This window comes from Phyllobacterium sp. CL33Tsu (assembly GCF_900113985.1).
GTDB lineage: Bacteria > Pseudomonadota > Alphaproteobacteria > Rhizobiales > Rhizobiaceae > Phyllobacterium > Phyllobacterium pellucidum.
The window spans coordinates 597,987-624,678 of the sequence record NZ_FORJ01000001.1; the positions used below are offsets into that span (position 1 = coordinate 597,987).

At 59.8% G+C, this 26,692-nt stretch carries 24 protein-coding genes and 1 tRNA gene; 13 read left to right on the forward strand and 12 right to left on the reverse strand.

Features of this window, described 5'->3' with window-relative positions; genetic code table 11:
• Window positions 1–85: 85 nt before the first annotated feature.
• The 3 genes from BM074_RS03005 (at window position 86) to BM074_RS03015 (ending at window position 3,242) form a co-directional block, all read left to right on the forward strand.
• A complete protein-coding gene (locus BM074_RS03005) occupies window positions 86–1,459 on the forward strand; it encodes a glutamate--cysteine ligase (RefSeq protein WP_091919649.1) in 1,374 nt (457 codons plus the stop codon).
• Window positions 1,460–1,471: 12 nt separating this feature from the next.
• Window positions 1,472–2,215 carry an SDR family oxidoreductase gene (locus BM074_RS03010; RefSeq protein WP_091919651.1) on the forward strand — a complete coding sequence of 248 codons (744 nt, stop codon included), beginning with the start codon at window positions 1,472–1,474 and terminating at the stop codon, window positions 2,213–2,215.
• 88 nt (window positions 2,216–2,303) lie between these two features.
• Complete coding sequence (locus tag BM074_RS03015; protein WP_091919653.1) at window positions 2,304–3,242, forward strand: phosphoribosylaminoimidazolesuccinocarboxamide synthase; 939 nt, start codon at window positions 2,304–2,306, stop codon at window positions 3,240–3,242.
• Between the two features lie 58 nt (window positions 3,243–3,300).
• On the opposite strand, the gene BM074_RS03020 is transcribed toward BM074_RS03015, so the two are convergent.
• The gene (locus BM074_RS03020) at window positions 3,301–3,543 is read right to left on the reverse strand and encodes a YjiS-like domain-containing protein (RefSeq protein ID WP_091919655.1); all 243 of its coding nucleotides are present in this window, start codon (window positions 3,541–3,543) and stop codon (window positions 3,301–3,303) included.
• Window positions 3,544–3,709: 166 nt separating this feature from the next.
• On the opposite strand from BM074_RS03020, the gene BM074_RS03025 reads away from it, so the two are divergent.
• A complete protein-coding gene (locus tag BM074_RS03025; RefSeq protein ID WP_091919656.1) occupies window positions 3,710–5,728 on the forward strand; it encodes a BTAD domain-containing putative transcriptional regulator in 2,019 nt (672 codons plus the stop codon).
• A 120-nt stretch (window positions 5,729–5,848) separates the two neighbouring features.
• Window positions 5,849–6,883: a DUF937 domain-containing protein gene (locus BM074_RS03030; RefSeq protein WP_091919658.1), complete on the forward strand. Its 1,035-nt coding sequence runs from the start codon at window positions 5,849–5,851 to the stop codon at window positions 6,881–6,883.
• Window positions 6,884–6,992: 109 nt separating this feature from the next.
• Here the strand turns inward: BM074_RS03030 and BM074_RS03035 are convergent, their stop codons facing one another.
• Window positions 6,993–7,280: a DUF1127 domain-containing protein gene (locus BM074_RS03035; RefSeq protein ID WP_051614531.1), complete on the reverse strand. Its 288-nt coding sequence runs from the start codon at window positions 7,278–7,280 to the stop codon at window positions 6,993–6,995.
• 197 nt (window positions 7,281–7,477) lie between these two features.
• Between BM074_RS03035 and BM074_RS03040 the strand changes: the two genes are divergently transcribed.
• Window positions 7,478–8,434, forward strand: a complete 957-nt coding sequence (locus BM074_RS03040) for a LysR substrate-binding domain-containing protein (RefSeq protein ID WP_027230241.1) — start codon at window positions 7,478–7,480, stop codon at window positions 8,432–8,434.
• Between the two features lie 8 nt (window positions 8,435–8,442).
• Here BM074_RS03040 and BM074_RS03045 read toward each other — a convergent pair whose 3' ends face one another.
• A complete protein-coding gene (locus tag BM074_RS03045; protein WP_091919661.1) occupies window positions 8,443–9,033 on the reverse strand; it encodes a DUF2585 domain-containing protein in 591 nt (196 codons plus the stop codon).
• Between the two features lie 109 nt (window positions 9,034–9,142).
• On the opposite strand from BM074_RS03045, the gene xseA reads away from it, so the two are divergent.
• Entirely contained in the window at window positions 9,143–10,729 is a 1,587-nt protein-coding gene (xseA, locus tag BM074_RS03050) for an exodeoxyribonuclease VII large subunit (protein WP_091919662.1), read from the forward strand.
• On the opposite strand, the gene BM074_RS03055 is transcribed toward xseA, so the two are convergent.
• The 3 genes from BM074_RS03055 to BM074_RS03065 are packed head-to-tail and all read right to left on the reverse strand — an operon-like array spanning window position 10,730 to window position 13,876.
• Window positions 10,730–11,827 carry an ABC transporter substrate-binding protein gene (locus tag BM074_RS03055; protein WP_091919664.1) on the reverse strand — a complete coding sequence of 366 codons (1,098 nt, stop codon included), beginning with the start codon at window positions 11,825–11,827 and terminating at the stop codon, window positions 10,730–10,732.
• On the reverse strand, window positions 11,824–13,209 hold the full coding sequence (locus BM074_RS03060) for a sensor histidine kinase (protein ID WP_091919665.1): 1,386 nt from the start codon (window positions 13,207–13,209) through the stop codon (window positions 11,824–11,826). Before BM074_RS03060 ends, BM074_RS03055 begins: the two co-directional genes overlap by 4 nt.
• On the reverse strand, window positions 13,199–13,876 hold the full coding sequence (locus tag BM074_RS03065; RefSeq protein WP_027230246.1) for a response regulator transcription factor: 678 nt from the start codon (window positions 13,874–13,876) through the stop codon (window positions 13,199–13,201). Before BM074_RS03065 ends, BM074_RS03060 begins: the two co-directional genes overlap by 11 nt.
• Window positions 13,877–14,071: 195 nt before the next feature.
• Here BM074_RS03065 and BM074_RS22930 point away from each other — a divergent pair, with 195 nt between their 5' ends.
• From BM074_RS22930 to BM074_RS03080, 3 genes are all read left to right on the forward strand, one after another.
• On the forward strand, window positions 14,072–14,374 hold the full coding sequence (locus tag BM074_RS22930; protein WP_175498869.1) for a hypothetical protein: 303 nt from the start codon (window positions 14,072–14,074) through the stop codon (window positions 14,372–14,374).
• 78 nt (window positions 14,375–14,452) lie between these two features.
• A complete protein-coding gene (locus tag BM074_RS03075; protein ID WP_091919669.1) occupies window positions 14,453–15,055 on the forward strand; it encodes a hypothetical protein in 603 nt (200 codons plus the stop codon).
• A 50-nt stretch (window positions 15,056–15,105) separates the two neighbouring features.
• Entirely contained in the window at window positions 15,106–15,747 is a 642-nt protein-coding gene (locus BM074_RS03080) for a hypothetical protein (protein ID WP_139217615.1), read from the forward strand.
• 37 nt (window positions 15,748–15,784) lie between these two features.
• Here the strand turns inward: BM074_RS03080 and BM074_RS03085 are convergent.
• Both BM074_RS03085 and BM074_RS03090 read right to left on the reverse strand, forming a co-directional pair.
• Window positions 15,785–15,861, reverse strand: a tRNA-His gene (locus tag BM074_RS03085).
• A gap of 222 nt (window positions 15,862–16,083) precedes the next feature.
• A complete protein-coding gene (locus BM074_RS03090) occupies window positions 16,084–16,539 on the reverse strand; it encodes a phasin (RefSeq protein ID WP_027230249.1) in 456 nt (151 codons plus the stop codon).
• Between the two features lie 303 nt (window positions 16,540–16,842).
• Here BM074_RS03090 and BM074_RS03095 point away from each other — a divergent pair, with 303 nt between their 5' ends.
• The 3 genes from BM074_RS03095 (at window position 16,843) to BM074_RS03105 (ending at window position 22,547) form a co-directional block, all read left to right on the forward strand.
• A complete protein-coding gene (locus BM074_RS03095) occupies window positions 16,843–19,974 on the forward strand; it encodes a PAS domain-containing sensor histidine kinase (RefSeq protein WP_091919673.1) in 3,132 nt (1,043 codons plus the stop codon).
• A gap of 309 nt (window positions 19,975–20,283) precedes the next feature.
• A complete protein-coding gene (locus BM074_RS03100; protein ID WP_091919675.1) occupies window positions 20,284–22,170 on the forward strand; it encodes an AsmA family protein in 1,887 nt (628 codons plus the stop codon).
• Window positions 22,171–22,184: 14 nt separating this feature from the next.
• Window positions 22,185–22,547, forward strand: a complete 363-nt coding sequence (locus BM074_RS03105) for a VOC family protein (protein ID WP_091919678.1) — start codon at window positions 22,185–22,187, stop codon at window positions 22,545–22,547.
• A gap of 21 nt (window positions 22,548–22,568) precedes the next feature.
• Here BM074_RS03105 and BM074_RS03110 read toward each other — a convergent pair whose 3' ends face one another.
• The 4 genes from BM074_RS03110 to BM074_RS03125 all read right to left on the reverse strand — a co-directional run bounded on the left by BM074_RS03110 (window position 22,569) and on the right by BM074_RS03125 (window position 26,625).
• On the reverse strand, window positions 22,569–23,387 hold the full coding sequence (locus BM074_RS03110) for an ABC transporter permease (protein WP_091919680.1): 819 nt from the start codon (window positions 23,385–23,387) through the stop codon (window positions 22,569–22,571).
• 10 nt (window positions 23,388–23,397) lie between these two features.
• On the reverse strand, window positions 23,398–24,309 hold the full coding sequence (locus BM074_RS03115) for an ABC transporter permease subunit (RefSeq protein WP_091919682.1): 912 nt from the start codon (window positions 24,307–24,309) through the stop codon (window positions 23,398–23,400).
• Window positions 24,310–24,323: 14 nt separating this feature from the next.
• Window positions 24,324–25,469, reverse strand: a complete 1,146-nt coding sequence (locus BM074_RS03120) for an ABC transporter ATP-binding protein (protein ID WP_027230255.1) — start codon at window positions 25,467–25,469, stop codon at window positions 24,324–24,326.
• Between the two features lie 64 nt (window positions 25,470–25,533).
• Complete coding sequence (locus tag BM074_RS03125; RefSeq protein ID WP_175492381.1) at window positions 25,534–26,625, reverse strand: polyamine ABC transporter substrate-binding protein; 1,092 nt, start codon at window positions 26,623–26,625, stop codon at window positions 25,534–25,536.
• Between the last annotated feature and the right edge of the window lie 67 nt (window positions 26,626–26,692).

Below are 26,692 nucleotides of genomic sequence, written 5' to 3' on the forward strand. Positions count from 1 at the left end.
GACGATAAGAGAAATTCGCTTGCGCTCCTGCCTGAAAACGGCCAATCACGCGCAACCACCTCCATCCAAGCGGAAAGCACCGTCCATGGCGCGCGACACGACAGACGAAACACCGATCTCGAACACCGAAGAACTGGCTGACTATCTTGCCGCGGGATCAAAGCCGGAGTCCGCCTGGCGCATCGGCACGGAACACGAAAAGTTTCCGTTCTACACCGAAGACAACAGCCCGGTCCCCTATGATGGACCGCGCGGTATTCGGGCGATTCTTGAAGGCATGCAATCGAAGCTCGGCTGGGAGCCGATCATCGACGAAGGCAATATCATCGGGCTCGTCGAGCCGACCGGACAGGGCGCGATTTCGCTCGAGCCCGGCGGGCAGTTCGAGCTTTCCGGCGCACCGCTGCTGTCGATCCACCAGACATGCCGGGAGTCCAATGCGCATCTCGCGCAGGTTCGGGAAATCGCCGAACCGCTCGGCATCCGCTTCCTCGGCCTTGGCGGCAGCCCGAAATGGACACTGGCCGAGACGCCGCGCATGCCTAAGTCGCGCTACAACATCATGACCAACTATATGCCGAAGGTCGGCAAGGATGGTCTCAACATGATGTACCGTACCTGCACGATCCAGGTGAACCTCGATTTCGCCTCCGAGACCGATATGCGCCGCAAGATGCAGGTATCCGTGAAGCTGCAATCGATCGCGACGGCCCTCTTCGCCATGTCTCCTTTCACCGAAGGAAAGCCAAACGGGCTTCTTTCCTGGCGTTCCAATATCTGGCGGGACACGGACAACAACCGCTCCGGCGTCTTGCCGTTTATATTCAACGAAAATTTCGGCTTTGCGGACTATGTCGAATGGGCGCTCGACGTTCCGATGTATTTCGTCATGCGCCATGGCCGCTACCACGACTGCACCCATGTCACGTTCCGGCAGTTCATGAACGGCGCGCTCAAGCACGAAATACCGGACGGCACGCCCAACATGGGGGATTGGGCGAACCACCTTTCGACGCTTTTCCCGGAAGTTCGCCTGAAGCGCTTTCTTGAAATGCGCGGCGCAGATGGTGGTCCGTGGCGGCGCATTTGCGCCCTTCCCGCCTTCTGGGTCGGCCTGCTCTATGATGCGGAGGCATTGAACGCCGCCGAGGCGATGACGAAAGACTGGACCTATCCGGAAGTCCAGGCTCTACGCGATGAGGTTCCGGCAAAGGGGCTTAATGCTACCCTCCGCAACCGGGCAGTGCGTGAGATTGCAACAGACGCACTTGCCATTTCACGCCTCGGCCTCAAGAATCGTGCCCGTTTGAACAGCGAAGGTTTCGACGAAACGCACTATCTCGCCTCGCTGGAAGAGGTCGTTGCGCGCGGAACGACCTCGGCCGAACAGATGCTCTCCCAGTATCACTCGGTCTGGGGCAGCTCGGTGGAACCCGCATTCCTGGAATATGCCTACTGAGGGATCTCTGACATGACCAAGACAATTCTCGTCACCGGCGGCAGCCGAGGCATCGGCCGCTCTACCGCAATTCTTGCCGGGCGAATGGGCTGGTCGGTCGCGGTCAACTATGCGCGTAACAAAGCGGCCGCCGACGAGGTCGTCGCGGCAATTGCAGATGCTGGCGGGAAAGCCAGGGCCATCCGGGGCGATGTCTCGGTCGAAGCCGATGTTGTTTCAATGTTCGAACAGGCAAGCGAACTCGGCACGCTCGACGGAGTGGTCGTCAATGCCGGGATCGTTGCTCCGGCCTCCAAGCTGATGGACATGGACACGGCACGCATGCGCCGCATCTTCGACGTCAATGTGCTTGGCGCCTATCTCTGCGCACGCGAGGCGGTGCGCCATCTTGCCCGCTCGCGTGGCGGCAATGGCGGATCGATCGTGCTGCTTTCCTCCGCTGCGGCCCGCATCGGCGGACCCAATGAATATGTCGATTACGCCGGTTCCAAGGGCGCAATGGATACGTTGACCATCGGACTTTCCAAGGAGGTCGGCCCCGAAGGCATTCGCGTCAACGCCATCCGGCCGGGACTGATCGAGACAGAAATTCACGCAAGTGGCGGCCAGCCCGACCGGGCCCAGCGCCTTGGCGTGACCGCGCCGCTCGGCCGCGCCGGCACCGCGGATGAGGTTGGTGAGGCGATCGTCTGGCTTTTGAGCGACGCGTCATCCTATGTGACAGGGTCGCTTCTCGACGTCACCGGCGGCCGGTAAATCTTCTTTACCCGACAATTTTGACTCGCCACCTCCCGCATATGTGTTATGCGGGACGATATCGTTTTTCAGCGGAATTTCTGACACCATGGCAAAGTTCAAAGCGTTGGCGGAAGCCTATATTCCCGAATTGCCCAACTATTACCGCGGCAAGGTGCGCGAGAACTATGACCTCGCCGATGGCCGGCGCATCATCATTGCCACCGACCGCATCAGCGCCTTCGACCGCATTCTTGCGGCGATCCCTCTCAAGGGCCAGGTGCTGACGCAGACTGCGCGCTACCAGTTCGAGCAGACCGCCGATATCTGCCCCAATCATGTAATCGAGTATCCGGATCCGAACGTGCTCGTCTGCCGCAAGCTGACGATCCTGCCGGTCGAAATCGTGGTGCGCGGTTATCTCGCCGGCACCACCGGCACGTCGATCCTGACGCTTTACAAAGCCGGCAAGCGCGAAATGTACGGCTTCACTTTGCCAGACGGCATGCAGGACAATGAGAAGCTTCCAGCGCCGATCATCACACCGACATCAAAGGCGTTCGACGGCGGCCACGACGAGCCTCTGACAGCCGAGGCGATCCTTTCTGAAGGGCTTCTCACGCAAGACCAGTGGGAGACCGTCTCCAGCCACGCGCTCAAGCTGTTCGCCCGCGGCCAGGAAATCGCTGCCGGCCGGGGCCTGATCCTTGCCGACACCAAATACGAATTCGGCATGGATGAAGCGGGCAATATTCTGCTCGCCGATGAAATCCACACACCCGATTCCAGCCGCTATTGGTTTGCCGACAGCTATGCGCCAGGCAAGCGGCCCGTGAGCTTCGACAAGGATTTCGTGCGCAACTGGGTGGTCGAACGCTGCGATCCTTACAAGGACGATATCCCGGAAATCCCGGAAGACGTGATCGACGCGACCACCAAGGTTTACATCCACGCTTACGAAACGATCACCAACAGGACCTTCGACCCCGGTAGCGCCGATGTCGATCCGCTCGAGCGTATTCGCGATAATCTGGCGCGGTTCTTTTGATATAATCGAAAGGCTTCCACCAATATCGAACCCCGCACCAAATACTTCGAGATCCAAGTTATCGCATAGACATAAGATTGGTGATCAGAGCCGCCTTGATATCGAGCGCCGGGTGATTGGCCTGCGGCAGACCCATGTCGTTTAGTTGTTCGGGCGTCAGTTCGGCGAGAACTCTTCGGGCTGCGAGGGCCTGCCTCCGCTTCCTGAAAGCAGCAATCGCTGTTGCAACGATGTTGAGCTTCGTCCCCCATACCTGCGTTTCAGTCGGGGCGCGGCCGATGTGGGTTTCCGTGTGAGCCATTTTTCAATCTCCCTTTTTGCATGTTTGCAGATGGGAGTGTGGCACCGGCGCGCTTTGCGGCTGTTCGGCGGCGCGTGAAAGAGGCGCGCAATAGCGCTAAATCGCTGTTAAATCCTGGCATCGGAATGTTATTCTGCGAATGCGGTCAATAAACTGGAGATGATCTGTGCGCATCAGGTTGCTGGGCGGCCTAGAAGTTACCTCACCGGATGACCGGCAAGTCCGCTTCACAACGCGCAAGACTTCGCTTCTATTCGCCGCCCTCGTCCTCGCTGGCCGCCGCGGCCATCGCCGCGACCAGCTATCTGAACTCTTCTGGCCGGGACGAGCCGACGGGCAAGCCCGCAACAGCCTGCGGCAGGCGCTTGTCGACATCCGGCGGTCGTTCCCGCCCGGAGAGCATGCCACCACCTATATCGACGGAGATCAGGATTCGGTCGCCCTGATTGTCGATCCCGACCAAACGGACATCTCCGTATTCGACCTCAAATTACAATCGGACCGTCCTTCCGATCTTGCGATCGCCGCGGACCTTTACCGCGGCGAGATGCTTGCGGGGGAAGCCCTTCCGGATGGCATGGACGAGTGGTTTGGACCCCACCAGAACAAATACGAGCAGAAGGCGCAACAGTTGGTGGAACGGCTCAGTCTTGCGTTGTCCCAGCCTGGCTCCCCGGAAGAAACTGTTTGCGAAGGGCTTGCGGAAAGGCTGCTCGCGTCGGACCCAACCGCAGAGGCTGCGCATCGGGCACTGATGCGCATACATACGCTGCGCGGCCATGAGAACGCGGCTTTACGCCAGTTTGAATTATGCAAGGCCCTGTTGAAGCGGCACCTCGGCGCAGAACCAGAGGCCCAAACGACCGCGCTCGCGGCTTCCTTGCAGGCGGGCAAGGCAGGCGACCTTCCGCTGACTGCACCCGAGGCTAACGCTGCCACTGGGCCAAAGCCGCCGGCGCCGTCCGTTTCGACCCCGCTTCACGACCGGCCGTCGGTCGCTGTCTTGCCCTTCCAGAATCTCAGCGGAGACCCGGAGCAGGAATATTTTGCCGACGGCATCGTAGAAGACATCACGATCGCCCTCGCCCAGTTCCGCCATCTCTATGTTATCGCACGCAATTCCAGCTTTACGTACAAGGGGAAGGCCGTAGACATAAAGCAGGTCGGGCGCGAACTCGGCGTGCGCTATGTGGTTGAAGGCAGCGTGCGGCGGACAGGCGACCGATTGCGCATTGCCGGGCAGCTGATCGATGCATCGACGGGCGCCCACCTTTGGGCCGATCGTTTTGACGGGACCTTGGCCGACGTTTTCGATCTGCAGGACCAGGTCGCCGCAAGCATCGTGGGCGCCATCACCCCCAAGGTCGAGGAGGCCGAAATCGAGCGCGCCAAGCGCAAGCCTACAGAAAGCCTCGACGCCTATGACTACTACCTGCGGGGGCTGGCGGCATTTGACCGGACGATCACAAACAGAGCGTCTCTTGAGGAGGCCCTGCGCCTTTTCATGCAGGCAATCGAGCGGGACCCGGAGTTCGCCGTGGCTTATGCGCGGGCCTCGCGCTGCTATGCGACCCGAAAGAGCAATGGCTGGATGATCGACCGCGCGGAGGAAACCGCCGAGGCGACCAGGCTTGCCCGGCGGGCGGTCGAACTTGGCTGGGATGACGCGATTGCGCTTTCCTATGGCGGATATGTTCTTGGCTATGTCAGCGGTGATCTCGACGCCAGCGCGGCATGCATCGAGCGGGCGCTCGTTCTCAATCCGAATTTCGCCGCCGCCGTTGGCGTCAGCAGCTGGGTCAAGATTTGCTTGGGCGAGCCGGAAACGGCGATCGAGCACGCCTCGCTTGCCATGCGTCTTAGCCCGTTTGATCCGCGCCTGTTTGCCTGGCAGTTCAATGTCGGGCTCGCGCATTTTTGTGCCGGCCGCTATGACGAGGCCGCCGCCTGGGCGGGAAAGTCGATGCGGCACCAGCCCAATTACCCGAGTGCAATGCGCGTCGCGGCTGCCGGCCTCGCCAAGGCGGGGCGGATTGCCGAAGCGCGGGAAATGGTTGCTCGCCTTTGCGCATTCGATCCGACACTGCGTATTTCAAACCTCGCCGAGATACTGCCGCCGTTCCGGCGGCCAGATGATCGAGACAGGTATATAGAGGCACTGCGCATTGCCGGTTTGCCCGACTAGGGCGCAGAGGCGCTTCTCCATACTACGAAGGTCGCTCGGTCGAACACGAATAAAGCATTGGAGTCTGTCCTTTGGCGGCGCTAAACTCTGCCCAGCCCAGTGCGAAGGAGGATCGCCGCCATGAATCTTGTAGACATGTTTCTAAAGGGACAAGGGGGCCAGAATATCGAGGCGCTGTCCCGTCAGTTCAACCTGTCCCAACAGCAGACCGTCGCCGCCATCCAAGCGCTGATGCCGGCATTCTCCCAAGGACTGCAGCGAAATGCCGCCGATCCGATGGGCTTCGGCGCTTTCATTCAGGCACTGTCCGCCGGCCAGCACACCAATTATTTCGACAATCCGCAGGCAGCCTTCAATTCGTCCGGCATCGCCAACGGCAATAATATTCTTGGTCAGCTGTTTGGCTCGAAAGACTTGTCGCGCGCTGTCGCCGACCATGCGGCGCAGATGACAGGACTTGGAGCGGAAACGCTCAGGCAGATGCTGCCGGTCATCGCTTCGATGATGATGGGTGGACTTTACAATAAATCAACCGGCCAATTCGCAGCCTCAGGGCTCGGCGGCGGCAATGTCATCGGCGATCTCATCGAGCAGATGATGCGGCAGGGCGGCGCCGCCATGGGCGGAGGTCAGCCGGCCCCCAATCGCCAGAGCGCGCCCGACGCCTCGGCAAATCCCTGGGGCCAGATCCTGGAAGGCATGTTCGGCGGCGGTGCGGCCGGGCAGCAGGGCCAAGGACAATCGGCCAATCCGCTTGGAAACAATCCGCTCGGCCAGATATTCGAAGAGATGATGAAGGGTGGCCTCCCGGGTGCCGCCCAGCAGGCACCGACACCACGCAGCCGCGCGCCGCAAGACGATGGAAGCGAGGATACCGCACAGGGGCAAAATCCTTTTGGCGACAATCCGCTCGGCAAGATTTTCGAGGAGATGCTGGGCGGCGGTGCCCCGCGGGGCACGCCACCGCCGCAACCGCAGGCAAGGCAGCGGCAGGCGCAGTCGGATCCCGATGCGCCGCCGGCGCCGTCCGACAATCCACTGAAAGACATACTGGGTCAGATGTTCGACACCGGCCGCCAGGCGAACGACCAGTACCAGAAGGGACTTGAGTCGATATTCGACCAATATCTGCGCGGCATGGACCGCAACCGCTAAAAGAAAAAGCCCGGCCACGCTGCAGATGCAAGGTGGGCCGGGCAGTAGGCAGGCGAGGCGCCGGGAGGGGATTCCGGCGTGAATGGGCGCCTGCTAACCAGTCAGGTCCTCAGACGATGCTGCGGGCAGCGCGCACGCGGGTGCGCATGTCAGCCAACGCACCCAAGCGTTCGCTTGGATCATCGAGCAATGAGGTACCAATAGCCGAATGCAGATCAGCTCGGGTGACGCCGATGTCGTGCAGCATCTCGTCACTCCATTCGCCAAGGCTCAAAATCGTTTTACGATTGCGGCGAGCGACGAGCATACGGGTGACAAAGTTGGCCACTTGCGACGCAAATCCTGCGGTCGGGCGGGTGGAACCGGTTACTTCAGTCAATCTGGTCGTCGTCGTCATCGCCGTTACTCCTTTGGTGGCGCTGATCAAGAAAGTTAAACCGCGCAGGAACCATTCCCACGCATCACGCTTGGCCTATCGTTGCCAGCGCTTCCTGAACATCCTCAGAATGATCCATAAGAATTGATTATTCAAACGAATGTTTTTAATGTAAACGTTCAATAATAATGATGGATGAGCCGCCTGGGAGCACGACCATGAACGCACCGCTCGATCTTGACCAGTTGCAGACATTTACAGCAATCGCCGACCTTGGCAGCTTCACCAAAGCCGCCGACAAGGTGAACAAGACACAGTCCGCGGTCTCGATGCAGATGCGCCGCCTCGAAGAACGGGTCGCAAAGGCGCTGTTCGAACGGGATGGGCGCACGAATCGGCTGACCGAGGACGGCGAGCGCCTCCTCGCCTATGCGCGGCGCATGCTCCAGCTCAACAATGAAACCATCGCCGCTTTTGATGATACGCAGTTGCAGGGTCACATCCGCATTGGCACGCCCGACGACTATGCCGATCGCTTCTTGCCCGAAATCATGGCGCGTTTCTCGCGCTCCAACCCGCGGGTCGAACTGTCCGTCGTATGCGAGCCCACCGTCAATCTCGACGAGATGATCCGCAAGGGCCAGCTCGATATTGCACTTGTCACCCAGTGCGACGAACAGCGGCGATCGGAAGTGGTGCGCAGCGAGCAATTACTTTGGGTAACGTCCGCGCATCACAATGTCCATGAGGAGCTTGTTTTGCCGCTCGCAGTCGGCCGGCCGACCTGCATCTGGCGTGCTGCCGCCATCGACGTTCTCGACCGGATGAACCACGACTACCGCATCCTCTTCACCAGCTGGTCGGCAACCGTGCTGGCGGCAGCCGTCCTTGCGGGCCTTGCCGTCTCCATCCTGCCGGAATGTGCCTTGCGTCCAGGCATGCGCGTCCTGACCGAGGCCGATGGTTTCGGCCGGTTGCCGGAGTTCGGCATCGGCATCATGCGCGGGCATACCAAGCCCTCGGCGATCGTCGATGCGCTGGCACAGCATATCGTCGAAAGCCTCGACAACCTGTCGATGCCGACGCCGGTCACGTTGACCCAGGCCGCGGCTCCGATCCTTGCGAACCAGCGACTGCGCCAGGTGCGCGCCACGGAACTCGCGCCGGGCTGGTAAGTAGACGCTTACATTGCGCCTTGCCAGGCTTTGACCGCGTCGAGGGGATAAAGCAGCATCAAGACGTTGAGCGTAAGGTTGTCGCGTATCACCCACGCAGCCAGAAGCTCGAAGAAGATCGCCAAAACCACGGTCAGCCAGATGGGCGCGCGGGCCGCAAAAAAGAAGCCGATGACCATGAACAGGATGTCGGATACGGAATTCAGGACACTGTCGCCGACGTAGCCCAGAGCAATCGTGGCCTCGCGGTAGCGATTGATGACCATGTCGGTGTTCTCGAATATCTCCCAGGACGCTTCGATCAGAATTGCGATCAAGAGCCGCGCCCCAAGCGGCGTCCTGCGGGCGACAAGCCAAAGCAGACCGTAGAACAGGAAGCCATGAATGATATGCGACAGCGTGTACCAATCGGCGATGTGCTGCGAATTGTCGGACGAGTTCGTCTCGCCCACCCACAGCTTAATTGTACCGCAGGTACATATCGGATTGCGGCCCATCCACAAAAGGATCGCGGCAGCGGCAGCGATCATCAGCGCTCCGATTAGCAGATAATGGCGCAATTTCAGTCGCTTGGCGGTTAGGGAGGCTGTTGCAGACATGACGATTCCTTTTTTCCCAAGTTAAAGGCGATATCGCGTCGGCTGACAATGGCGCAATCGATGGTTGGGCGAGACTTGACCTTGTTTCTGGCCCCGATAGTTATACGTCATGAGCGAAGTGCCCGAATCTGCCACCAATGCCGCCGAATATACCGTCTCCGAGATATCCGGCGCGCTCAAGCGCACCGTTGAAGATGCTTTTGGCCATGTGCGCGTGCGCGGGGAGATTTCCGGCTATCGTGGACCGCATTCGTCCGGCCATGCCTATTTTTCGCTGAAGGACGACAAGGCCCGTATTGAAGCGGTGATCTGGCGCAGTTCCATGAACCGCCTTCGCTTCCAGCCGGAAGAAGGCATGGAAGTCATTGCCACCGGCAAACTGACCACCTATCCGGGTTCATCCAAATACCAGATCGTCATCGAGCAGATGGAGCCAGCGGGTGCCGGCGCGCTGATGGCGCTTCTCGAAGAGCGCAAGCGCAGGCTCGGCGCAGAAGGCCTGTTCGATGCTTCGGCGAAGCGGGCCCTCCCCTTCATGCCGCGCATCATCGGCGTCGTCACTTCACCGACGGGCGCGGTCATTCGCGATATCATCCACCGGATCACCGACCGTTTCCCATTGCACGTCCTGGTCTGGCCGGTCCGCGTGCAGGGCGAGACCTCCGGCATGGAAGTTGCCAATGCGATCAATGGCTTCAACGGCCTGGACGGCGGTGCTCTGCCTCGCCCTGATGTGCTTATCATCGCGCGCGGCGGCGGAAGCCTTGAAGACCTTTGGGGGTTCAACGATGAAGCCGTAGTGCGTGCGGTCGCGGCCTCGCGCATTCCGGTCATTTCGGCGGTCGGGCACGAAACCGACTGGACGCTGATCGACCTTGCCGCGGATGTGCGGGCGCCGACACCGACAGGCGCGGCGGAGATGGCCGTGCCGGTAAAAGCAGACCTTGCGGCGCACATCGCCATGATGGGTGCGCGGCTCGCCTCAAGCATGTCGCGCTATTTGAACCGCCGCCGCGAAACGCAGCGCGCCCTTTCGCGGGCGTTGCCGTCGGCGGATCAATTGCTGGCTTTGCCGCGACGGCATTTCGACGAGACCGCCGCGCGTCTTTCCCGCGCGCTCCAGGCGAACACCCAGGGGAAACGCGCTCATTTCGACGGGCGGGCCCGGCAATTGTCACCGCGCCTGCTCCAACACAGGTTGCGTGAAAAGCGGCGCGAGACCGGCATACTTGCTGTTCGTTTGCCGCGTGCACTCGATGTCTTCGTGCGCGATCTTCGGGCGCTCTATCACCGACGGACTGGCCGCCTTTCGATCGAAGCGACCGGACGCCGGACCGAGCGCGGACGTCAGCATCTGCAGCAATTGGACCGGCGGCTTGGTCAATCGATCGATCTTCGGCTCGACCGCGCGAAACGGAAAAGCTTTGAACTCGAACGGCTGATGCGCACGCTATCGCATGCAAGCGTGCTGGAACGCGGCTTTGCGATTGTGCTCGACCCCTCAGGTGCTCCGATAAAGCGGGCACTGGACATTGCCGGTGGCGATGACCTCACGCTACGTTTTCAGGACGGCGACGTGCAGGCCGTCGCCACGGAGGCAAGCGAGCGCCCGGCCAAGCCAAAACCCGAACGGCCTGCCCCTGCCCCGGCCAAGAAGCCGCCAGTGCCAAGCGGCTCGCAGGGCTCGCTTTTCTGACTATTCCCGCGTCCAGTCAGGACTATTGAGTTCGATCAGTGATTGTGACCAATCGTCGATAAATTGCTGGCGCTGGGCGCGATCCTGCACCGCAAGCAGTGCCGGGCCGATGCGGATCGGCTGGGCGATGCCGGACTCCTTCATATTCTGCGGCCCGTCGACATCGGGCGGCAGCCCACCGGTTTCCGTAAAATAGAAGGCGTTGCTTCGCGCGATTGCCTGTCCCCGTTCGGAAAGCAAGAAATCGAGGAATTGTGCGCCGAGTTCGGCTTGTTTGGCGGCTTTCGGGATGAGCGCGCCACGGCTGAGAACCAGCGTGTAATCGCGCGGCACGACGATGCGCAGTTGCGGATGGCGCAGCGCCGCCTCATAGGCATAGGACCCCAGCATGTTGTAGCCGATATAGAGATTGCCCTTGGCGACTTCCTCGATGATTTCGCCGGTGCAGCAACGCGCCACCGCCGCAGCACGCGCCATGCTCTCGAGCAGCCGGCCAAAAACGGTGGTCGTCTGGCGCGCATCGTTGAAAGCAAGAAGATAGCCGATACCCGACAAGCGAATATCATAGGTGCCGACGCGCCCGCGATAGTAGTCGAGGCGTTCGCGCAAAAGGTCCGCGAGTTCGACGTGGGTGCGCGGCACTTCATTGGCTGGAACCAAACGGTTGTTGTAGACGAAAACAGCCGGTTCATAGGTAAAGCCGAAAACCTCGTCGCGCCAATTGGCCCATTCGGCGACCCTTGCCGTTTCCGGGGATCGGTGAGCCGTCGCGCAGCCGTCATTGGCAAGCTTTACCAATTGATCCACGGAGGAAGACAGGAGCAGATCACCAAGCGGCTCGCCCTTGCGGCAGGCCTCGCTCGCAAGCGAATTCAGTTCGTTGGTCAGATATTCGATATAGTTGATGGTGATGCCCGGCGACGATTTCTGAAAATCCTCGATCAATGGTTTCATCGCCACGAGATCGGTGGTCGAATAGATCGTCAAACGGCCTGTCTCAACACCGCTCGCCGGAAACACCGTCTTGTCGTCGTCCGCAGCTTTCGCGAGCGAGACGCTGAAGGCGACGACGAGGCTTGCGAGGATTATCCGGATCATGATGTACCACCCTTCAAAAGCGGAAGCGCAAGTATCACCGTAAATCCCCTTTCGTCGCGCGCGCGGAAGCTCAACGTGCCGCCGTGGGCCTTGGCAACTTCAAGTGCAATGGCAAAGCCGAGCCCCGAACTTCCTTCGTGTGACTTGGAGGTAGCAAAGCGCTGCGTCGCCTTTTCCCAGCCTTCAGGGGGAATACCGGGCCCGTCATCTTCGACTTCGACGAAAGCCTCGTCATCGTTTGTGCGAACGCGCACTTCCAGACGGTGTTTGGCCCCGTGCCGCAAGGCGTTGTCGATGACATTGACGATCGCTTCGCGCAGGCTCACCGCGTCGCCAAGGACAAATGGACGCTCGTCGGGCGCTTCGAAGGAGATGACGATATCCGGATCGACAGTAATCGGAATGGCGGCGCGATAGGCGCGCCGCGCCACATCGACCAGACTGATCGGCTCAAGTTGCACAGAATCCGCCCGGTGAATGACCATGGCGTGGCTCAGCAACTGATTGGTAAGGCGTGCCAGCTCCCCCGCGCGCTCCTGCACGCGTTCGTAGTGCTGACGCCCGGCCTTGTCGAGTTTGTCGCCGCCAAGGAGGTCGATCTGCGCCGAAAGCGCTGTCAGCGGGGTGCGGATCTGATGTGCGGCATCAGCGATGAAGCGCTGCAAGAGATCGACACGCTCATTAAGACGACCCATGAAGTGATTGATCGACCCGACGAAAGGATCGAGTTCACGCGGAACATCGACAGTAACGGGTGTCAAATCATGCGGATCGCGCCGCCGCACCGCCGTGCCGAGATGTTCGACGGGCTGCAGCGCATAACGAATTGCCAGCATCGCGCCGACGAAGGCGAGGAGGCTCATGACGAGCACGAGAATGGTCGCGCGGAGCGTCAATTCCCGAGTCAGCGCCGAGCGGGCCTCGTTTGTCTGCGCAACAATGACAAAAGCCTCGCCTGAAACAGCGGGGTCCGCAAGGACGCGCTTGGCACTGGCAATGCGGACGGGCTCGCCCTTGTAGAACCCCTCTTCCGCGTTCGATACGTCTTCGATGCGATCGAGCGGAACCGGGCTTTCGAGGTCGTCATAACCGGTCAGCGTCTCACCATGCGTATTGATGACGCGGTAGAAAATCCGGTCGCGTTCGGCAAGGCCGAGAAGCTCGAAGGCCGAGGTCGGCAGGCGCACCGTCAATATTCCGTCCTCGACAGCAAGACTCTCGGACATCTGAAGTGCGGCGCCGACGAGGAGGCGGTCGTAGGCCTTGTTGGCGGCCGTTTCCGCATAGTACCAGGCGGCAGTCACGAGCAAGGCCGCGCCGATGCCGAGAACGACGGAAATACGCCGGGCAAGTCGGGCAAAAAGCGACGGTTCACGGCGCATCGTCGGAAACCAGTTGGTAGCCGAGGCCGCGCACAGTCACGATGCGCGCCTTTGCGCCTTCGAGCTTCTTGCGCAACCGGCCGATATAGAGTTCGATCGCATTGGCATTGGCAGCTTCATCGAACCCGAAAATCTGATCGAGCAACTCATCCTTGCTGAAAACGCGGCCAGGACGCGCCACGAGCACTTCCAGCAAGGTCAATTCGCGGCGTTTGAGTTGAACTTCGCGCTTGCCGACATGGACGGAGCGCGCGGCCCGATCAACGGCGATATCGCCGCATTTGATGAGATTGGTTGCTTCCCCGCCGGTGCGCCGCCGCATAAGAACGCGCGCACGCGCTTCGAGCTCGCGAAAATCGAAAGGCTTGACCAGATAATCATCGGCGCCGAGATCAAGCGCACCAACGCGATCGTCGATTTCGGAGCGGGCGGTCAGGACAAGGACCGGCACCGCATTGCCGGACTTGCGGATATGCTTGAGGATCTCAAAGCCGTTCATACCGGGCAGCATCACGTCGAGGATAACCAGCGCATAGTCCGTGAAGTCGATGATCTCAGCTGCGTCGCGCCCATTGGTTTCCCAATCGACCGCATGGCCGGTCGCCTCAAAACGCTTGCAGATGGCTTCCCCCACATCGCGCGTGTCTTCTACGAGCAATATACGCATGGCGCTTTCATTGGCACGAAACACGAGTGCCAGCAAACATTATGACGAGGCGGTGAACTGTCCCATCGGTGTAGCCCGATAGAGCAACATGCATTCCCGAAATTGCGGTCCATAATGACGGGGCTCGGATGCTGCTTCTGATGGAGGTCTTGAGGGACAGGCTTTCACCAAATCATCCGTCAACTGGAGGGGATCATGGGAAAGACATCCGACGAACATTCACGTCAATCACATCTGTCGCGCCGCGTATTGATCATCGCCGGCGCAATCCTCGCATGTACCTATGCCGTGGAGATCACTGCCGCTAAAGGCGGCGGTGGCGGTGGCGGTGGCGGTGGCGGAGGTGGTGGTGGGGGCGGCGGCGGCGGCGGCAAAGGCGGCGGCGGTGGCTCTGGAGGCGGAAAAGGCGGCAGCGGCGGAAACAGTGGCAAGGGACGTGGCCACGATGGCGACCCATGCACGACCGGCCAAGGTAGCACGCCCTCCGGTTCGTGCTGACTGCAGGCATGAAGCGTCACACGCTCGCGGGTTTTGACAATTAGGTTGCCACGTGTTTCCGGCGAAGGGTCCGAAGATTTGGACAAACTGAACGAGAAAATACTGGAAGTCATCGCGGCAACAGCCCCGCTTGTGTTGGCCTACTTCGCGGGCATCGCTTATTTATCGGCCTACCTCGCAAAATTTTCGATCTCGGTGCACGAGGTCGATCTGCCGATTCCAATCGTGCTTTCTTATTCCTTCAACGTGTTTTCCAATCCGGTTTTTCTCCTTGCATCGATCGGACTGGCGATTGTGGCGCTGCTCGCACTAAGTGATGCCAAACTAAAGTCCGTGATCGCCACGCGAAGCGGTCTCGCAGTCATAATGATCATCGGGGTTTTTGTGGCGGGATTGCTGATCAACAAGATCGCACAGGTTGCGGCGGATCAGCGTAGCGAGAAGGTCTTGAGCGGAGACACGGCCTGGGTAAGCTTCAAGGCGCCCTTCTCCAAATATGAATTTGAAATGTCAGCGAGTACCGCGCTTCGCTTTGAACGATGCAGAACGGGGCTACTGCACATCCTTACGACAGACAAATATACCTATGCCGTATGCCGGGCGACGCCCACGGAAGGCCTGCTTCTGGTCCAATCGAATGACGGGACTGGTTTTTTGCCATTAAGGGAGTTCAAGCGATGAAGACCATGCTCCTTGCGATCTCGACATTCGCCTTCATTGGTACGAGCGCCTTGGCGCAGGACAACATTGCGGGCAAGGATTGGGAGACATTTTTCTCCACCTATAAAGCGGGGACCTTTGCTGCCATAGGAAAACGTAAGTTCGGTGTTCACACCGAGGGCAACCTCGAACGCGGCTACTACTTCGAAACCAGCGCGACCACCGTGCAATTTTTCATCTGCCCGTCCGGACCGTCAATACCGTTGGAGGTCACCAAGATTGCGCCCGAACCCACGGACGAATGCTCCGTTCCGGGCCGGCCAATCCCGCCCATATCGATCGGCCTCGCGGCCAAGTGGACATACGATGCCGATAAATCCGGATTCATCGTGACCAGTGCCAACCAGCCATCGGTCCTTACGCTCCCTTGCAAGGACACCTCATCCAAAATGCTGGCTGCCGTCAAACTGGCTCAATCCAAGGACTACGGCGTCGTTGCCGACGCCAATGATGACTATTCCAAGCTTGTGGCAAAATACCTGAACTTCGATCTGAAGAACTTGGCGGCGGATGAAAGCGGGGCCGGTCCTTCAGAAACCGACTGCGCGCAAGCCGGTGATTTCTGGACTTATCCAATCGGCGAAACGGTTCAGAACGCGCAACGCAAAACCCTGGCGGTTACTAAAATAGAACCGACTTTTGGCGACAAGTAAGACAGATTTCTCATCAACAGTGATTTTGGAGTGGGAATGGTACGGTCGGGTGGGCTCGAACCACCGACCTCAGGAGCCACAATCCTGCGCTCTAACCAACTGAGCTACGACCGCGTACCGTCATGATTTTTGACAGGCGTCACATACGGAGGATTGACGCTTTTTGCAAGCGCTCGATGCAACAAAGGCAAAAACTCACAGAAAAAAGAAAAGGCCGGAGTTTAATCCGGCCTTTTCCATCAATGCGAGCCCCCGAGGGAGGGAGGGACCGGGTCTCGCGTCTCCGATGGCTGGGAGGAGGAGTGCCAACGGAGCTTTTTGATTGTCAGTAGCCTGTTAGGCGACCTTGACGTCCTTGAAGGCCTTCTCGACAGCCGACTTGACCGGCGCCGCGATTTCTTCAGCGGCCTTGGTGGCGACAGCCTGGAATTCCTTGGCCTGGCCGGTAAAGGCTTCTGCCTGCTTGCGAACGAATGCGCTCTGCAGTTCGATCACTTCACCAAAGGACTTCACGCCGATCAGCGCTTCGATATGAGCGAAGCTGGCTTCGGTGTTGGCGCGCAGGGCAGCCAGTGCCTTCAGCGAAAGAGCAGCAGTGTTCGACTGTGCAGTTTCGAAAGTGGATTCGAGGGTCTTCTGAGCAGCTTCGGCCTGATCCTTGATCTTGGCATAAGCTTCCTTGGACTGGGCAACGCCCTTCTCGGTGAATTCGCGAACCTGGTCGGTTACAGCGGTGGCATCGAAAGCAGGGATCGAGAACGCATCAGCAGTCTGTTTGGTGGTCTTGCTCATTACAGTGGATCCTTCCTTGTGCAGATGGTTCTTCCGTCTGCATCTGATTTGATGACCCCGATATAATCCATTTTTTTGTGCATTGCAACATTTCTTTTGCAGCGCACAATTAAATGCCTGTTTTCTCAATCGAAATTATTATGTGGATGGCTGGCCGGCCCGGCCCGAAGTTAACTAAACCAAGAGAAAGGCATGTAAGATAAGGGGCTGCGAGTGGACGGGCGGCGGCCGCACCATTATTAACAAAGTATTAAGACGGCCGCATGAATGCGATCGTTCGCTCTGGGAGTAGCTGGTCGGCACATGGCGTTTGGTACCTATCCTTTCATCGACATTGCGGTTCTCGACGATATTCGCGAGCACTTTGCCAATGGCGATGCGCTGGTGGTCGTCGCGCCTGACCTCGGCTCGATCATCTGGGCGAACGGTCCCGGGGCTGCGATGCTGGGATATGGCTCCATCGACGACATCCTCGGCAGCGATCAGGTTTTTGACGTGCGCGCACGGCGCCAGTTAATGGCGCTCGAAGGTTTTCCGGCAATCGGCCATGGGCGTATCGTTTCCCTGCGCGTCGCGCATGGTCTCGCCAGCCGCATCCTCACCTTTCAGGCAAGCGACATCGCCCTGCCGCGCGGGGAACGCGCCATTTTGTTGACCATCAACGATGGCGATCGCAAAGGTTCGGATCAACAGGCTGCGGCCCGGGCGATCCAGGGCTTCGGCGACCAGACGACCCACGCCGCCATACTCGACGCCTTCGGCAAGGTCATGGCCGCCTCGGAGCATTTCGTGAGGCTTGGCCTCGGTGAACGCGTACTCGGCGATCTGGTGCGCGATGTGCGCCACGAACGCAATCGTCTCGTGAAGCGTCCCGTCAAGACCGCGAGCGGTGTCGTTCCGACCGGAATTGCGCGGCTGACGGACAGCCCTGCCCTGCACCTGCTTTTTGCCGTCGAGGCGGAGGCTGCGGCGATCGATGAAGGAAAACCGGCCGGGCAACGCCAAGCCGTGGAGCAAAAGTCACTGCCCCTCATCGAGACTGGCCCGGTTGCAGCAACCAAGCCCGCCGGGCCTGCGCCCCATCGGCCGCAGACAGACGCTTCCAGTGCCGCACGCGATGAGGATCCAGTCGATTCCGACAAAGTGGAACACTTCCGCTATGTGCCTTCCGATGCGCCGGTGCGTTTCGTGTGGAAGGTCGATGCCGATGCGCGCTTCAATGAAATCTCGCCCGAACTCGCAAGGGCCGTCGGCCCTGCCTCTGCCGCCATCGTCGGCCGGTCGTTCCGCGAGGTTGCCTCCGACTACGCCTTTGCCGAGAGCGAGGAGATCGCTTCATTGCTCGAACGCCGCGACACCTGGTCCGGCCGTACCGTATTCTGGCCGATCGAGGGAACGGACCTGCGCGCGCCGATCGAGCTCGCGGCACTTCCGATCTATTCGCGCGATCGAACCTTCATGGGTTTTCGCGGGTTTGGCGTCGCCCGGATGAGCGAAACCGAAACGGACCCGAGAGCAACGGGCCTTGCGCTCGGTAATCGCGCCGGTCCGGCGGAAACGCAAGCCGTCGAGGTCTCTCCCTCTGAGGATTTTGGCCCCGAGACTCCCGTGCTCGATATTGCGCCGACCGCAGGCGATAATGTCATATCCTTGAATACGCAGCGCCCGCCCCGCAATGAGGGCCGCCTCAACGATGCGGAACGCAATGCATTCCGTGAGATCGCCGAGCGGCTGCGCCGCGAGGTACTGGCTGAATCGCCCCGGCCGAAGGACGAAACCCACGAACCAGCCGCTCCAGTCGATGTGACGCCTCGACAGGCCGAATCCTTCGCCGCTGCCGATATGGTGCCCGACGCCGAACTCGTCGGACCGGGATTTGCCGTCTCGTCGCGCGGGGATGATGCAGTCGAGGTTGCGGGGCATGGCGGTACATTTGCCGGGCGGATCAGCGAGCAGGCCCGCAAGGGGGTCGATACGTCCATCCTGGCAGCCCTGCCCCTGCCGGTTCTCATCCACCGCAACGGGCAAATCCTCTATGCCAATCCGGCGCTTCTCGATGCGTTGGCCTACGGGACGCTGGAGGCGATCAACGACGCCGGCGGCCTTGGCGCGCTCTTTGCCGATGCGCCACAGGATGCTGACGACGGCGATGAAGCTGGTACATCCCTGCACCGCAGCGATGGTACGATCTTGCGCGTTGCGGCGCACCTTCAGGCCGTGCGCTGGGACGACGACGGCGAGCGCGCACTGCTCCTTGCGCTCTCGCCGCAGCCGGCCGCTGCGCCGCGCGTCATTGGCGATGAAGAGCGGCTCGAACTTCAGACGCGCATCGATGAACTCGACGCCATTCTCGATACCGCCACCGATGGCGTGGTCCTGCTCGACGCGGCGGGTTCGATTCGCTCGATCAACCATTCGGCGGCGGCGCTTTTCGGCTATGAGCCGGAGGATGTGTCGGGGAAACCCTTCTCGCTGCTCTTTGCGATCGAGAGCCAGCGCGCCGCCATGGATTATCTGAACAGCCTCTCGGAGAACGGCGTCGCGAGCCTCCTCAATGACGGCCGCGAGGTTATCGGCCGCGAGAGCCAGGGCCGGTTCATTCCGCTGTTCATGACCATCGGCAAGCTCGATGTCTCGAAGGGCTATTGCGCGGTCCTGCGTGACATCACCCATTGGAAGCGGGCAGAAGAAGAGCTTGTCAGCGCAAGACGCGAAGCCGAGCGCACGTCGAGCCAGAAGAGCGAGTTTCTTGCCCGCATCAGCCATGAAATCCGCACGCCACTCAACGCGATCATCGGCTTTTCGGAGTTGATGGCCGACGAAAAATTCGGGCCCATCGGCAGCGAGCGCTACCGCGATTACCTGAAGGATATCAGCCGGTCGGGCAACCATGTGCTCTCGCTTGTCAACGATCTCCTCGACATTTCGAAGATAGAGGCCGGGGCCGTCGAGATGGACTTCGAGGCCGTCTCGCTCAACGATGCGCTGACCGAAGCTGTCGCCATCATGCAGCCCCAGGCAAACCGCGAGCGCGTCATCATCCGCTCGAGCCTGACGTCGCGCCTTCCTGATATCGTGGCCGACCATCGGTCCATCACGCAGATCGCACTCAACCTCTTGTCGAACGCCGTCCGTTTTACCGGACCGGGGGGGCAAGTCATCGTTTCAACGAACTATGAGGCCAGCGGAGACGTATTGCTGCGGGTTCGCGACACTGGCATCGGCATGACGCGGCAGGAGGTCGAGCAGGCGCTGCGGCCCTACAAGCAGATTACCACGCCGCGCCATGCACGCACCGACGGTACCGGGCTCGGCCTGCCATTGACCAAGGCCATGGCCGAGGCAAACCGCGCCAATTTCAGCATCGAATCGACGCCCGGGCGCGGCACGATGGTCGAGATCACCTTCCCCTCGACACGCGTGCTGGCCGAATAACGCCGGGCGGGCTTTGTCGGCCTTTTGGGGAAAGAAGCGTACGGCAGCTGACTGTTTGATTCTTAACCTCTCCGCCGTCACGCCGGCAATGCCCCGAGGATAACGGCGGTTGGAGGGATGGCGGCGGCGGCGGTGATGAGCGGGTATGCCGCGCTCAACGTCGCGTAACGCACGCAATTATTACAATATGCAACAATTTGACGCGGAAATGCCTGTACCGGCTTGAATTGCCATGCATGATCGCTAAACCGTCGTTAAGCATAAAGTTTTGCGCGGCCAACACACGCAAAGGCAAATTCGGAAACGCTCATGTCCTGGTACAGGCCAAGGAACCTTCTCGCAACGGTTGTGGTGATGGCTCTCGTTGCCGGCGGCGTTCTCGTTGCCCTGCCCTATCTGGTGAGCACGGAGCTGATCCGGGCGCGCCTGATCCAGGAAATCAGCAACTGGACCGGCTACAGCGTCGAGTCCCGCCAGTCGCCGCAAATCGCATTCTTCCCGGTCTTCAGCGCCTCGCTTGGCGATATCACCATACGCAATCCATGGCAGCGTGGCGGCGCCGCCTTCATGGAGGCCGAGCGTATCGAAGTCGACCTGTCGCTGCTTTCGGCATTGATGGGGAATATCGAATTCACCGAAACCAAAATCGTGCGGCCGCGCTTTGTCATCGATGAGCCGATAAAGAGCCTTTCCGAAATTGGCGAAGCGCTGGCTAAGAGCGATGGGCGCATTGGCGATGTCGTGCGCGAGGCACGTTCCGCCGTTGAGGCGAACCCGTCCAAGCCGGATATGAGCACGGTCTCGTCGCAACCATTCGGCCGCGTGCGTCTCGAAGATGCAAGAGTTACCTTCAAGCGGCCCATCAATGGCGTCGAGGAAGAGATATCGAGCATCAGCGGCGTATTCGACTGGCCCCAGACATCCGGCGTCGCAAGCTTCCGCGGCACGGCCATCTGGCACGACGAGGAAACCGAGATCGACAGTTCCGCTACCAAGGCCCTGTTGCTTTTGGCCGGGGGGACCAGCCCGCTGCAGATGAACCTCAGTTCGACACCGTTGACCCTCTCCTTCAACGGATCGGCCAACATATCGAAGGACCAGTTCTTCGAGGGCACCCTGTCGCTGACCTCGCCTTCGCTGCGCCGAACGCTCGAATGGTCGAGAATGGTCTCGATCCCGGGCGCGCCGGTCGGCAGTTTCGCACTCGATGCGTCCGTCTCGGGTTCCGCGTCGCGCATGAAGCTCGACGGCCTGACGGCTACGCTGAACGACAATCCGGCCAAGGGTGTCATCGAGGTTGTGCTTGACGATGGCACGCCGAGTGTCACAGGGACGCTTGCGTTCGAGACTCTCGACCTGCGCTCCGTCTTTTCCGGTTTCATGCCTCTGCCGGACAGCCCGGAAAATTCCAACGCCGTGATCGACACGGCCTTTCTTAAAAAACTCAATCTCGATCTGCGCCTCTCCACGCAGAAGGCGACGCTTGGATCGGTCAACCTCGCCAAAGTGGCCGCAACTGCGCAAATTCGCAACGGCCGGGCAATATTCGACATTGGCGAGGCATCTGCCTTTGACGGTTCGGTGGCGGCAAGCTTCCAGCTTGCCGATGAAGGCGATGGCGCTACGCTCGGCGAACTGCGCCTCAATGGGACAGACGTCAACAGCGCTTCCATCGCCTCGCTGCTCAGCCTGGGCGATCGCTTCGAACTCGGCAAAGGGACGATTTCGCTGGTGCTCAAGGGTCCGATTTCGCGTTGGTCATCGGCGCTCGCCAACGCCAAGGGAACATTGAGCATGCGCTTTGGCGCCGGCCAAATCCGCAGCCTCGACTTCAACAGCCTGCTCGGCAAGGCCAAGACCGACCGCTTTTTCAGCCTCAACGAACAAACCAATGCCTGGCTGGCATTTGACCGGCTCGAGATCAAGGCCAACATCATGGATGGGGTCGCCGCCATCGACACAGCCCAGATGCAAAACAAATCCGGCACCTTGAACTTTGCCGGGATCGTCACGCTCGCCGGCAAGAGCCTTGCGCTAACCGGCGACTACGCCGCGCCAATACCCGCGCCGAAGGCAGCGGAAGGAACCGAGCAGCCAACGCCGGCGGCGGAGCCCGCCGTCAACCATACGCGCTTCTTCATCGGTGGATCGTGGGACAATCCCTTCATCTCGCCGATCATCTCGCCGCAGAACTGACTGGATATTGAATAATGCGCATCATCGGTATGGACCATGTTCAATTGGCAATGCCGGTCAACGGCGAAGCGGCCGCACGCGCCTTCTATGATGGGCTCCTTGGCCTGCGTGAGGTCGCAAAGCCCGCACAGCTCATCTCGCGTGGCGGGTGCTGGTTCCAAGCCGGAACGGTCAAGGTCCATCTCGGTGTAGACCCAAACTTCATCCCGGCAGGCAAGGCCCATCCGGCCTTCGTGGTCGATGATCTGGCATTGCTGCAGCAGAAACTGGAAGCCGCCGGCATTACCCTTAGCGATGAAGCGTCGCCGCTGGATGGGATCGAACGTCGCTTCGTCCATGACCCATTCGGGAATCGCATCGAGCTAATGCAGTATTGATAAAGCTATGGCTTGAACGTTCTAGTTTCTGGCTGCCGCCTGCTCGTCGCGCGCCCGCTGCACTTCGCGCTGCTTGTTGGCAATCGACGCGATGATGACGCCGACGGTCACAATGGCGATGAGGATGGTGCAGGCCGCGTTGATCTCGGGCGTCACACCGAGGCGAACCTGCGAATAGATGCGCATCGGCAGCGTCGTTGCGCCCGGCCCCGATGTGAAGCTCGATATGACGAGATCATCGAGCGACAGGGTGAATGCCAGCATCCAGCCGGACACGACGGCAGGCAGAATGACCGGCAGCGTCACCTTGAAGAAGGTCGTTACCGGTGTCGCCCCAAGGTCCATCGCGGCTTCCTCGAGGGAGCGGTCGAAAGTCACAAGGCGCGATTGAACGACCACCGCCACGAAGCACATGGAAAAGGTGATATGCGCAAGCGTGATCGTCCAGATGCCGCGATCCATGCCAACGGCAACGAAGAGCAAAAGCATCGAAAGGCCAGTGATGACTTCAGGCATCACCAGCGGCGCATAGATCATTGCTGAAAACAGCAGGCGTCCGCGAAACCGCATGTACCGGGTCATTGCGAGAGCGCCGAGCGTCCCGAGAATCGTGGCGACGGTCGCCGAAAACAGACCGACGCGGATCGTCACCCATGCTGCGTCAATGAAGCTCTGGTTGTGAAAAAGCGAGACGTACCATTTGACCGAAAAGCCGGCCCAGACCGTGACGAGGCGCGATTCGTTGAAGGAGTAAATGACCAGGAGGACGATAGGCAGATAGAGGAAGGCGAAGCCGACGACCAACGAAGCGATGTTGAAGCGGGACCAGGTCGTGTTCATTTCATGTGCCTCATTTCTCGCTTTCCTGGGCTCGCGCTTCGGCGCGCTGGAAGAGCACGATTGGAACGACGAGCAGCAGCAGCAATATGACCGCGACGGCTGAAGAGACAGGCCAGTCGCGGTTGGAGAAGAACTCGTTCCACAGCGTCTTGCCGATCATGAGCGTCTGCGAACCGCCGAGAAGGTCGGGAATGACGAACTCGCCCACGGCTGGAATGAAGACCAGGAAGCATCCGGCAATGACGCCGGGAAGCGATAGCGGGAAGGTGATCTTCCAGAAGGCGGCAATCGGCGGGCAGCCAAGATCTTCGGCCGCTTCAACCAGCGAATAGTCCATCTTCTCCAGCGCCGAGTAGATCGGCAGGACGAGGAACGGCAGGTAGGAATAGACGATGCCGATGAAGACGGCGGTGTTGGTGTTGAGAATGTTCAGCGGCGTGTCGATGACATGCGCCCACATCAGGAACTGGTTGAGCAGGCCCTCGGGCTTGAGAATGCCGATCCAGGCATAGACGCGGATGAGGAAGCTCGTCCAGAACGGCAGGATGACCAGCATCAGCAGCGTCGGCCTTACAGTGGCGGGCGCGCGCGCCATGCCATAGGCGATGGGGTAGCCGACGAGCAGTGTGAGGACGGTCGAAACGCCGGCGATAAAGAGGCTGGAGAGATACGCCCTATAGTAGAGTGGGTCCTGCGTCAGCCAGATATAATTATCCCAAGAGAACTTCGAAACGCTGTCCTTGAATGCTGTCCAGCCGGCAGAAAGGTCGAATACCGGCGAATAAGGCGGAATCGCCATCGCAACTTCCGACAGGGAAATCTTGAAGACAATGAAGAACGGAACAAGGAAGAAAACCAGCAGCCAGATATAGGGCACGACAATGACGAGCCGGCTCGCGATTGACGATATCAGTCTTTGCATGACATCGCCCCTTCTCACGCAGTGAGCACGATACCCGCATCGGTATCGAAATTGATCCACACCTTGTCATCGTACCCGAATGGGTCCTCGACCGTCCGCATGGCATTGAGGCTTGCGGCCTTGATGATCCGCCCGCTGTCAAGCTTCACATGGAAGACCGTCATGTCGCCGAAATAGGCGATATCCCACATTTCGCCGTAGGCGGAGTTGAACGTGGCGTCGGCAGGCTGCTTGCGGCTGATACGGATTTTCTCCGGCCGGATCGCAAATCCAACCGGCTGCCCCACCGAGCAAGTCTTGGTCGCATCGGTGCGAATGAGCATGTTGTCGGGCGCGACGGCAATTTCGATCTTTCCGTTTGCCACGTTCTCGGTCATGCCTTCGAACATGTTCACATTGCCGATAAAATCCGCGACGAATTTCGAGTTCGGCGCCTCGTATACCTCGGCGGGCGTCGCCACCTGCATGACCTTGCCCTTGTCCATGACCGCGATGCGGTCGGCCATGGTCATCGCCTCTTCCTGATCGTGCGTGACGACCACGAATGTCAGGCCGAGCTTCATCTGCAGGTCCATCAGTTCGAACTGGGTTTCTTCGCGCAGCTTCTTGTCAAGCGCGCCGAGCGGCTCGTCGAGCAACAGGACTTTCGGGCGCTTGGCGACGGCACGCGCGAGGGCGACGCGCTGGCGCTGGCCACCCGATAGTTGGTGCGGCTTGCGCTTGACGAACCGTTCGAGTTTGACGAGCTTGATCATCTCCGCAACGCGCGTGTCGATATCGGCCTTGTTCATGCCGTCCTGCTTCAGGCCGAAGGCGATGTTCGCTTCCACCGTCATATGCGGGAAAAGCGCGTAGGACTGGAACATCATGTTGACGGGCCGCTTGTAGGGCGGGATGCCGCGCATATCCTGGCCGTCAAGAAGAATGCGGCCGGCGGTCGGCTCCTCGAATCCGGCGAGCATGCGCAGCAAGGTAGATTTGCCGCAACCGGAAGCCCCAAGAAGGGCGAAAAATTCCCGGTTGTAGATATTGAGGGACAGGTCATCGACCGCGGTGAAATCGGCAAACTTCTTCGTGACGTTCTCGATGGCGATGAAAGGCTTGGCCTCCGGATCGTTCCAAGGTGCGAATTTACGGCGAAAGCTTCCCAGTGATTTCATGTCCTGCCCCGGTCTCTATTCATAACGTGAAAAACCCCGGCAGGGATGCCGGGGTTTTTTGGAGTTACTGGCCTGTGACCACTTTCGTCCACAGGCGCGTGACGATCCGCTGGGTCTTGGTGTCGTAGGGTGTGACAGTGAAGAGTTTCTTCAAGGTCGCTTCATCCGGATAGACCTCCGGATTTTCGAACACGGCCTTGTCCATCAACGCCTGAGAAGCCTTGTTGCCGTTGGCATAGGAAACGTAGTTGGAGGCCTTGGCGGCGACTTCGGGCTTGAGCATGTAATTGATGAATTCGTGAGCCTCAGCGACGTGCGGCGCATCGGCCGGGACCGCCATCAGGTCGAACCACATCTGCGCACCCTGCGAAGGGATCGTATAGGCAACGTTTACGCCGGCCTTGGCCTCGTCAGCGCGGGTCTTCGCCTGCAGGATGTCGCCGGAATAACCCAGCGCAAGGCAGATATCGCCGTTGGCGAGCGCATTGATATATTCCGAAGAGTGGAACTTGCGCACATAGGGGCGGATGGTTTCAAGCAAGGCGCCGGCCTTTGCAAGTTCATCCGGGTCCTTGCTGTCAGGATTGAGCCCGAGATAGTTGAGAGCAGATGGCATGACATCGGAAGCAGAGTCGAGGATGTGAATGCCGCAATCCTTGAATTTGGCCGCAAGTTCAGGTTTGAACAGGACGTCCCAGCTCGGTTTCTCATCTGAGCCGAGGATTTCCTTCATCTTGTCGGCATTGTAGCCGATGCCGGTCGTGCCCCACATATAGTCGACGGAGTATTCGTTGCCGGGATCATAGGTGGAGATGCGCTGGGTGATCTCGTCCCAGGCGTTGGAAAGGTTGGGCAGTTTCGACTTGTCGAGCTTCTGGAACACGCCAGCAGCGATCTGGCGTTGCAGGAAGTTGGCGGTTGGTACCACGACGTCGTAGCCGGTTCCACCGGCGAGCAGCTTCGTTTCAAGAATCTCGTTGGAGTCGAACGTGTCATAGACGACCTTGATACCAGTCTCCTTGGTGAATTCTTCAAGGATCGTGGGATCAATATAGTCCGACCAGTTATAGACGTTGACGACGCGGTCCGCGGCCAATGCCGAACTCGCAAGGCCGAGCGCGAGTGTCGCCGTCAACAGTACAGTTTTCATTCCCATTTAGGTCTCCATGCTGCCGGCACGCCATTCCCGCGGCGCGCCGTGTTCCCTTGCTGGACCTACCTTT

What these genes read in the sequence shown, in the direction of transcription:
- BM074_RS03005 (WP_091919649.1), top strand. Translation starts at nt 86, where the DNA reads ATGGCGCGCGACACGACAGACGAAACACCGATCTCGAACACCGAAGAA.
- BM074_RS03010 (WP_091919651.1), top strand. Translation starts at nt 1,472, where the DNA reads ATGACCAAGACAATTCTCGTCACCGGCGGCAGCCGAGGCATCGGCCGC.
- BM074_RS03015 (WP_091919653.1), top strand. Translation starts at nt 2,304, where the DNA reads ATGGCAAAGTTCAAAGCGTTGGCGGAAGCCTATATTCCCGAATTGCCC.
- BM074_RS03020 (WP_091919655.1), bottom strand. Translation starts at nt 3,543, where the DNA reads ATGGCTCACACGGAAACCCACATCGGCCGCGCCCCGACTGAAACGCAG.
- BM074_RS03030 (WP_091919658.1), top strand. Translation starts at nt 5,849, where the DNA reads ATGAATCTTGTAGACATGTTTCTAAAGGGACAAGGGGGCCAGAATATC.
- BM074_RS03035 (WP_051614531.1), bottom strand. Translation starts at nt 7,280, where the DNA reads ATGACGACGACGACCAGATTGACTGAAGTAACCGGTTCCACCCGCCCG.
- BM074_RS03040 (WP_027230241.1), top strand. Translation starts at nt 7,478, where the DNA reads ATGAACGCACCGCTCGATCTTGACCAGTTGCAGACATTTACAGCAATC.
- BM074_RS03045 (WP_091919661.1), bottom strand. Translation starts at nt 9,033, where the DNA reads ATGTCTGCAACAGCCTCCCTAACCGCCAAGCGACTGAAATTGCGCCAT.
- xseA (WP_091919662.1), top strand. Translation starts at nt 9,143, where the DNA reads ATGAGCGAAGTGCCCGAATCTGCCACCAATGCCGCCGAATATACCGTC.
- BM074_RS03055 (WP_091919664.1), bottom strand. Translation starts at nt 11,827, where the DNA reads ATGATCCGGATAATCCTCGCAAGCCTCGTCGTCGCCTTCAGCGTCTCG.
- BM074_RS03060 (WP_091919665.1), bottom strand. Translation starts at nt 13,209, where the DNA reads ATGCGCCGTGAACCGTCGCTTTTTGCCCGACTTGCCCGGCGTATTTCC.
- BM074_RS03065 (WP_027230246.1), bottom strand. Translation starts at nt 13,876, where the DNA reads ATGCGTATATTGCTCGTAGAAGACACGCGCGATGTGGGGGAAGCCATC.
- BM074_RS22930 (WP_175498869.1), top strand. Translation starts at nt 14,072, where the DNA reads ATGGGAAAGACATCCGACGAACATTCACGTCAATCACATCTGTCGCGC.
- BM074_RS03090 (WP_027230249.1), bottom strand. Translation starts at nt 16,539, where the DNA reads ATGAGCAAGACCACCAAACAGACTGCTGATGCGTTCTCGATCCCTGCT.
- BM074_RS03095 (WP_091919673.1), top strand. Translation starts at nt 16,843, where the DNA reads ATGGCGTTTGGTACCTATCCTTTCATCGACATTGCGGTTCTCGACGAT.
- BM074_RS03100 (WP_091919675.1), top strand. Translation starts at nt 20,284, where the DNA reads ATGTCCTGGTACAGGCCAAGGAACCTTCTCGCAACGGTTGTGGTGATG.
- BM074_RS03105 (WP_091919678.1), top strand. Translation starts at nt 22,185, where the DNA reads ATGCGCATCATCGGTATGGACCATGTTCAATTGGCAATGCCGGTCAAC.
- BM074_RS03110 (WP_091919680.1), bottom strand. Translation starts at nt 23,387, where the DNA reads ATGAACACGACCTGGTCCCGCTTCAACATCGCTTCGTTGGTCGTCGGC.
- BM074_RS03115 (WP_091919682.1), bottom strand. Translation starts at nt 24,309, where the DNA reads ATGCAAAGACTGATATCGTCAATCGCGAGCCGGCTCGTCATTGTCGTG.
- BM074_RS03120 (WP_027230255.1), bottom strand. Translation starts at nt 25,469, where the DNA reads ATGAAATCACTGGGAAGCTTTCGCCGTAAATTCGCACCTTGGAACGAT.
- BM074_RS03125 (WP_175492381.1), bottom strand. Translation starts at nt 26,625, where the DNA reads ATGGGAATGAAAACTGTACTGTTGACGGCGACACTCGCGCTCGGCCTT.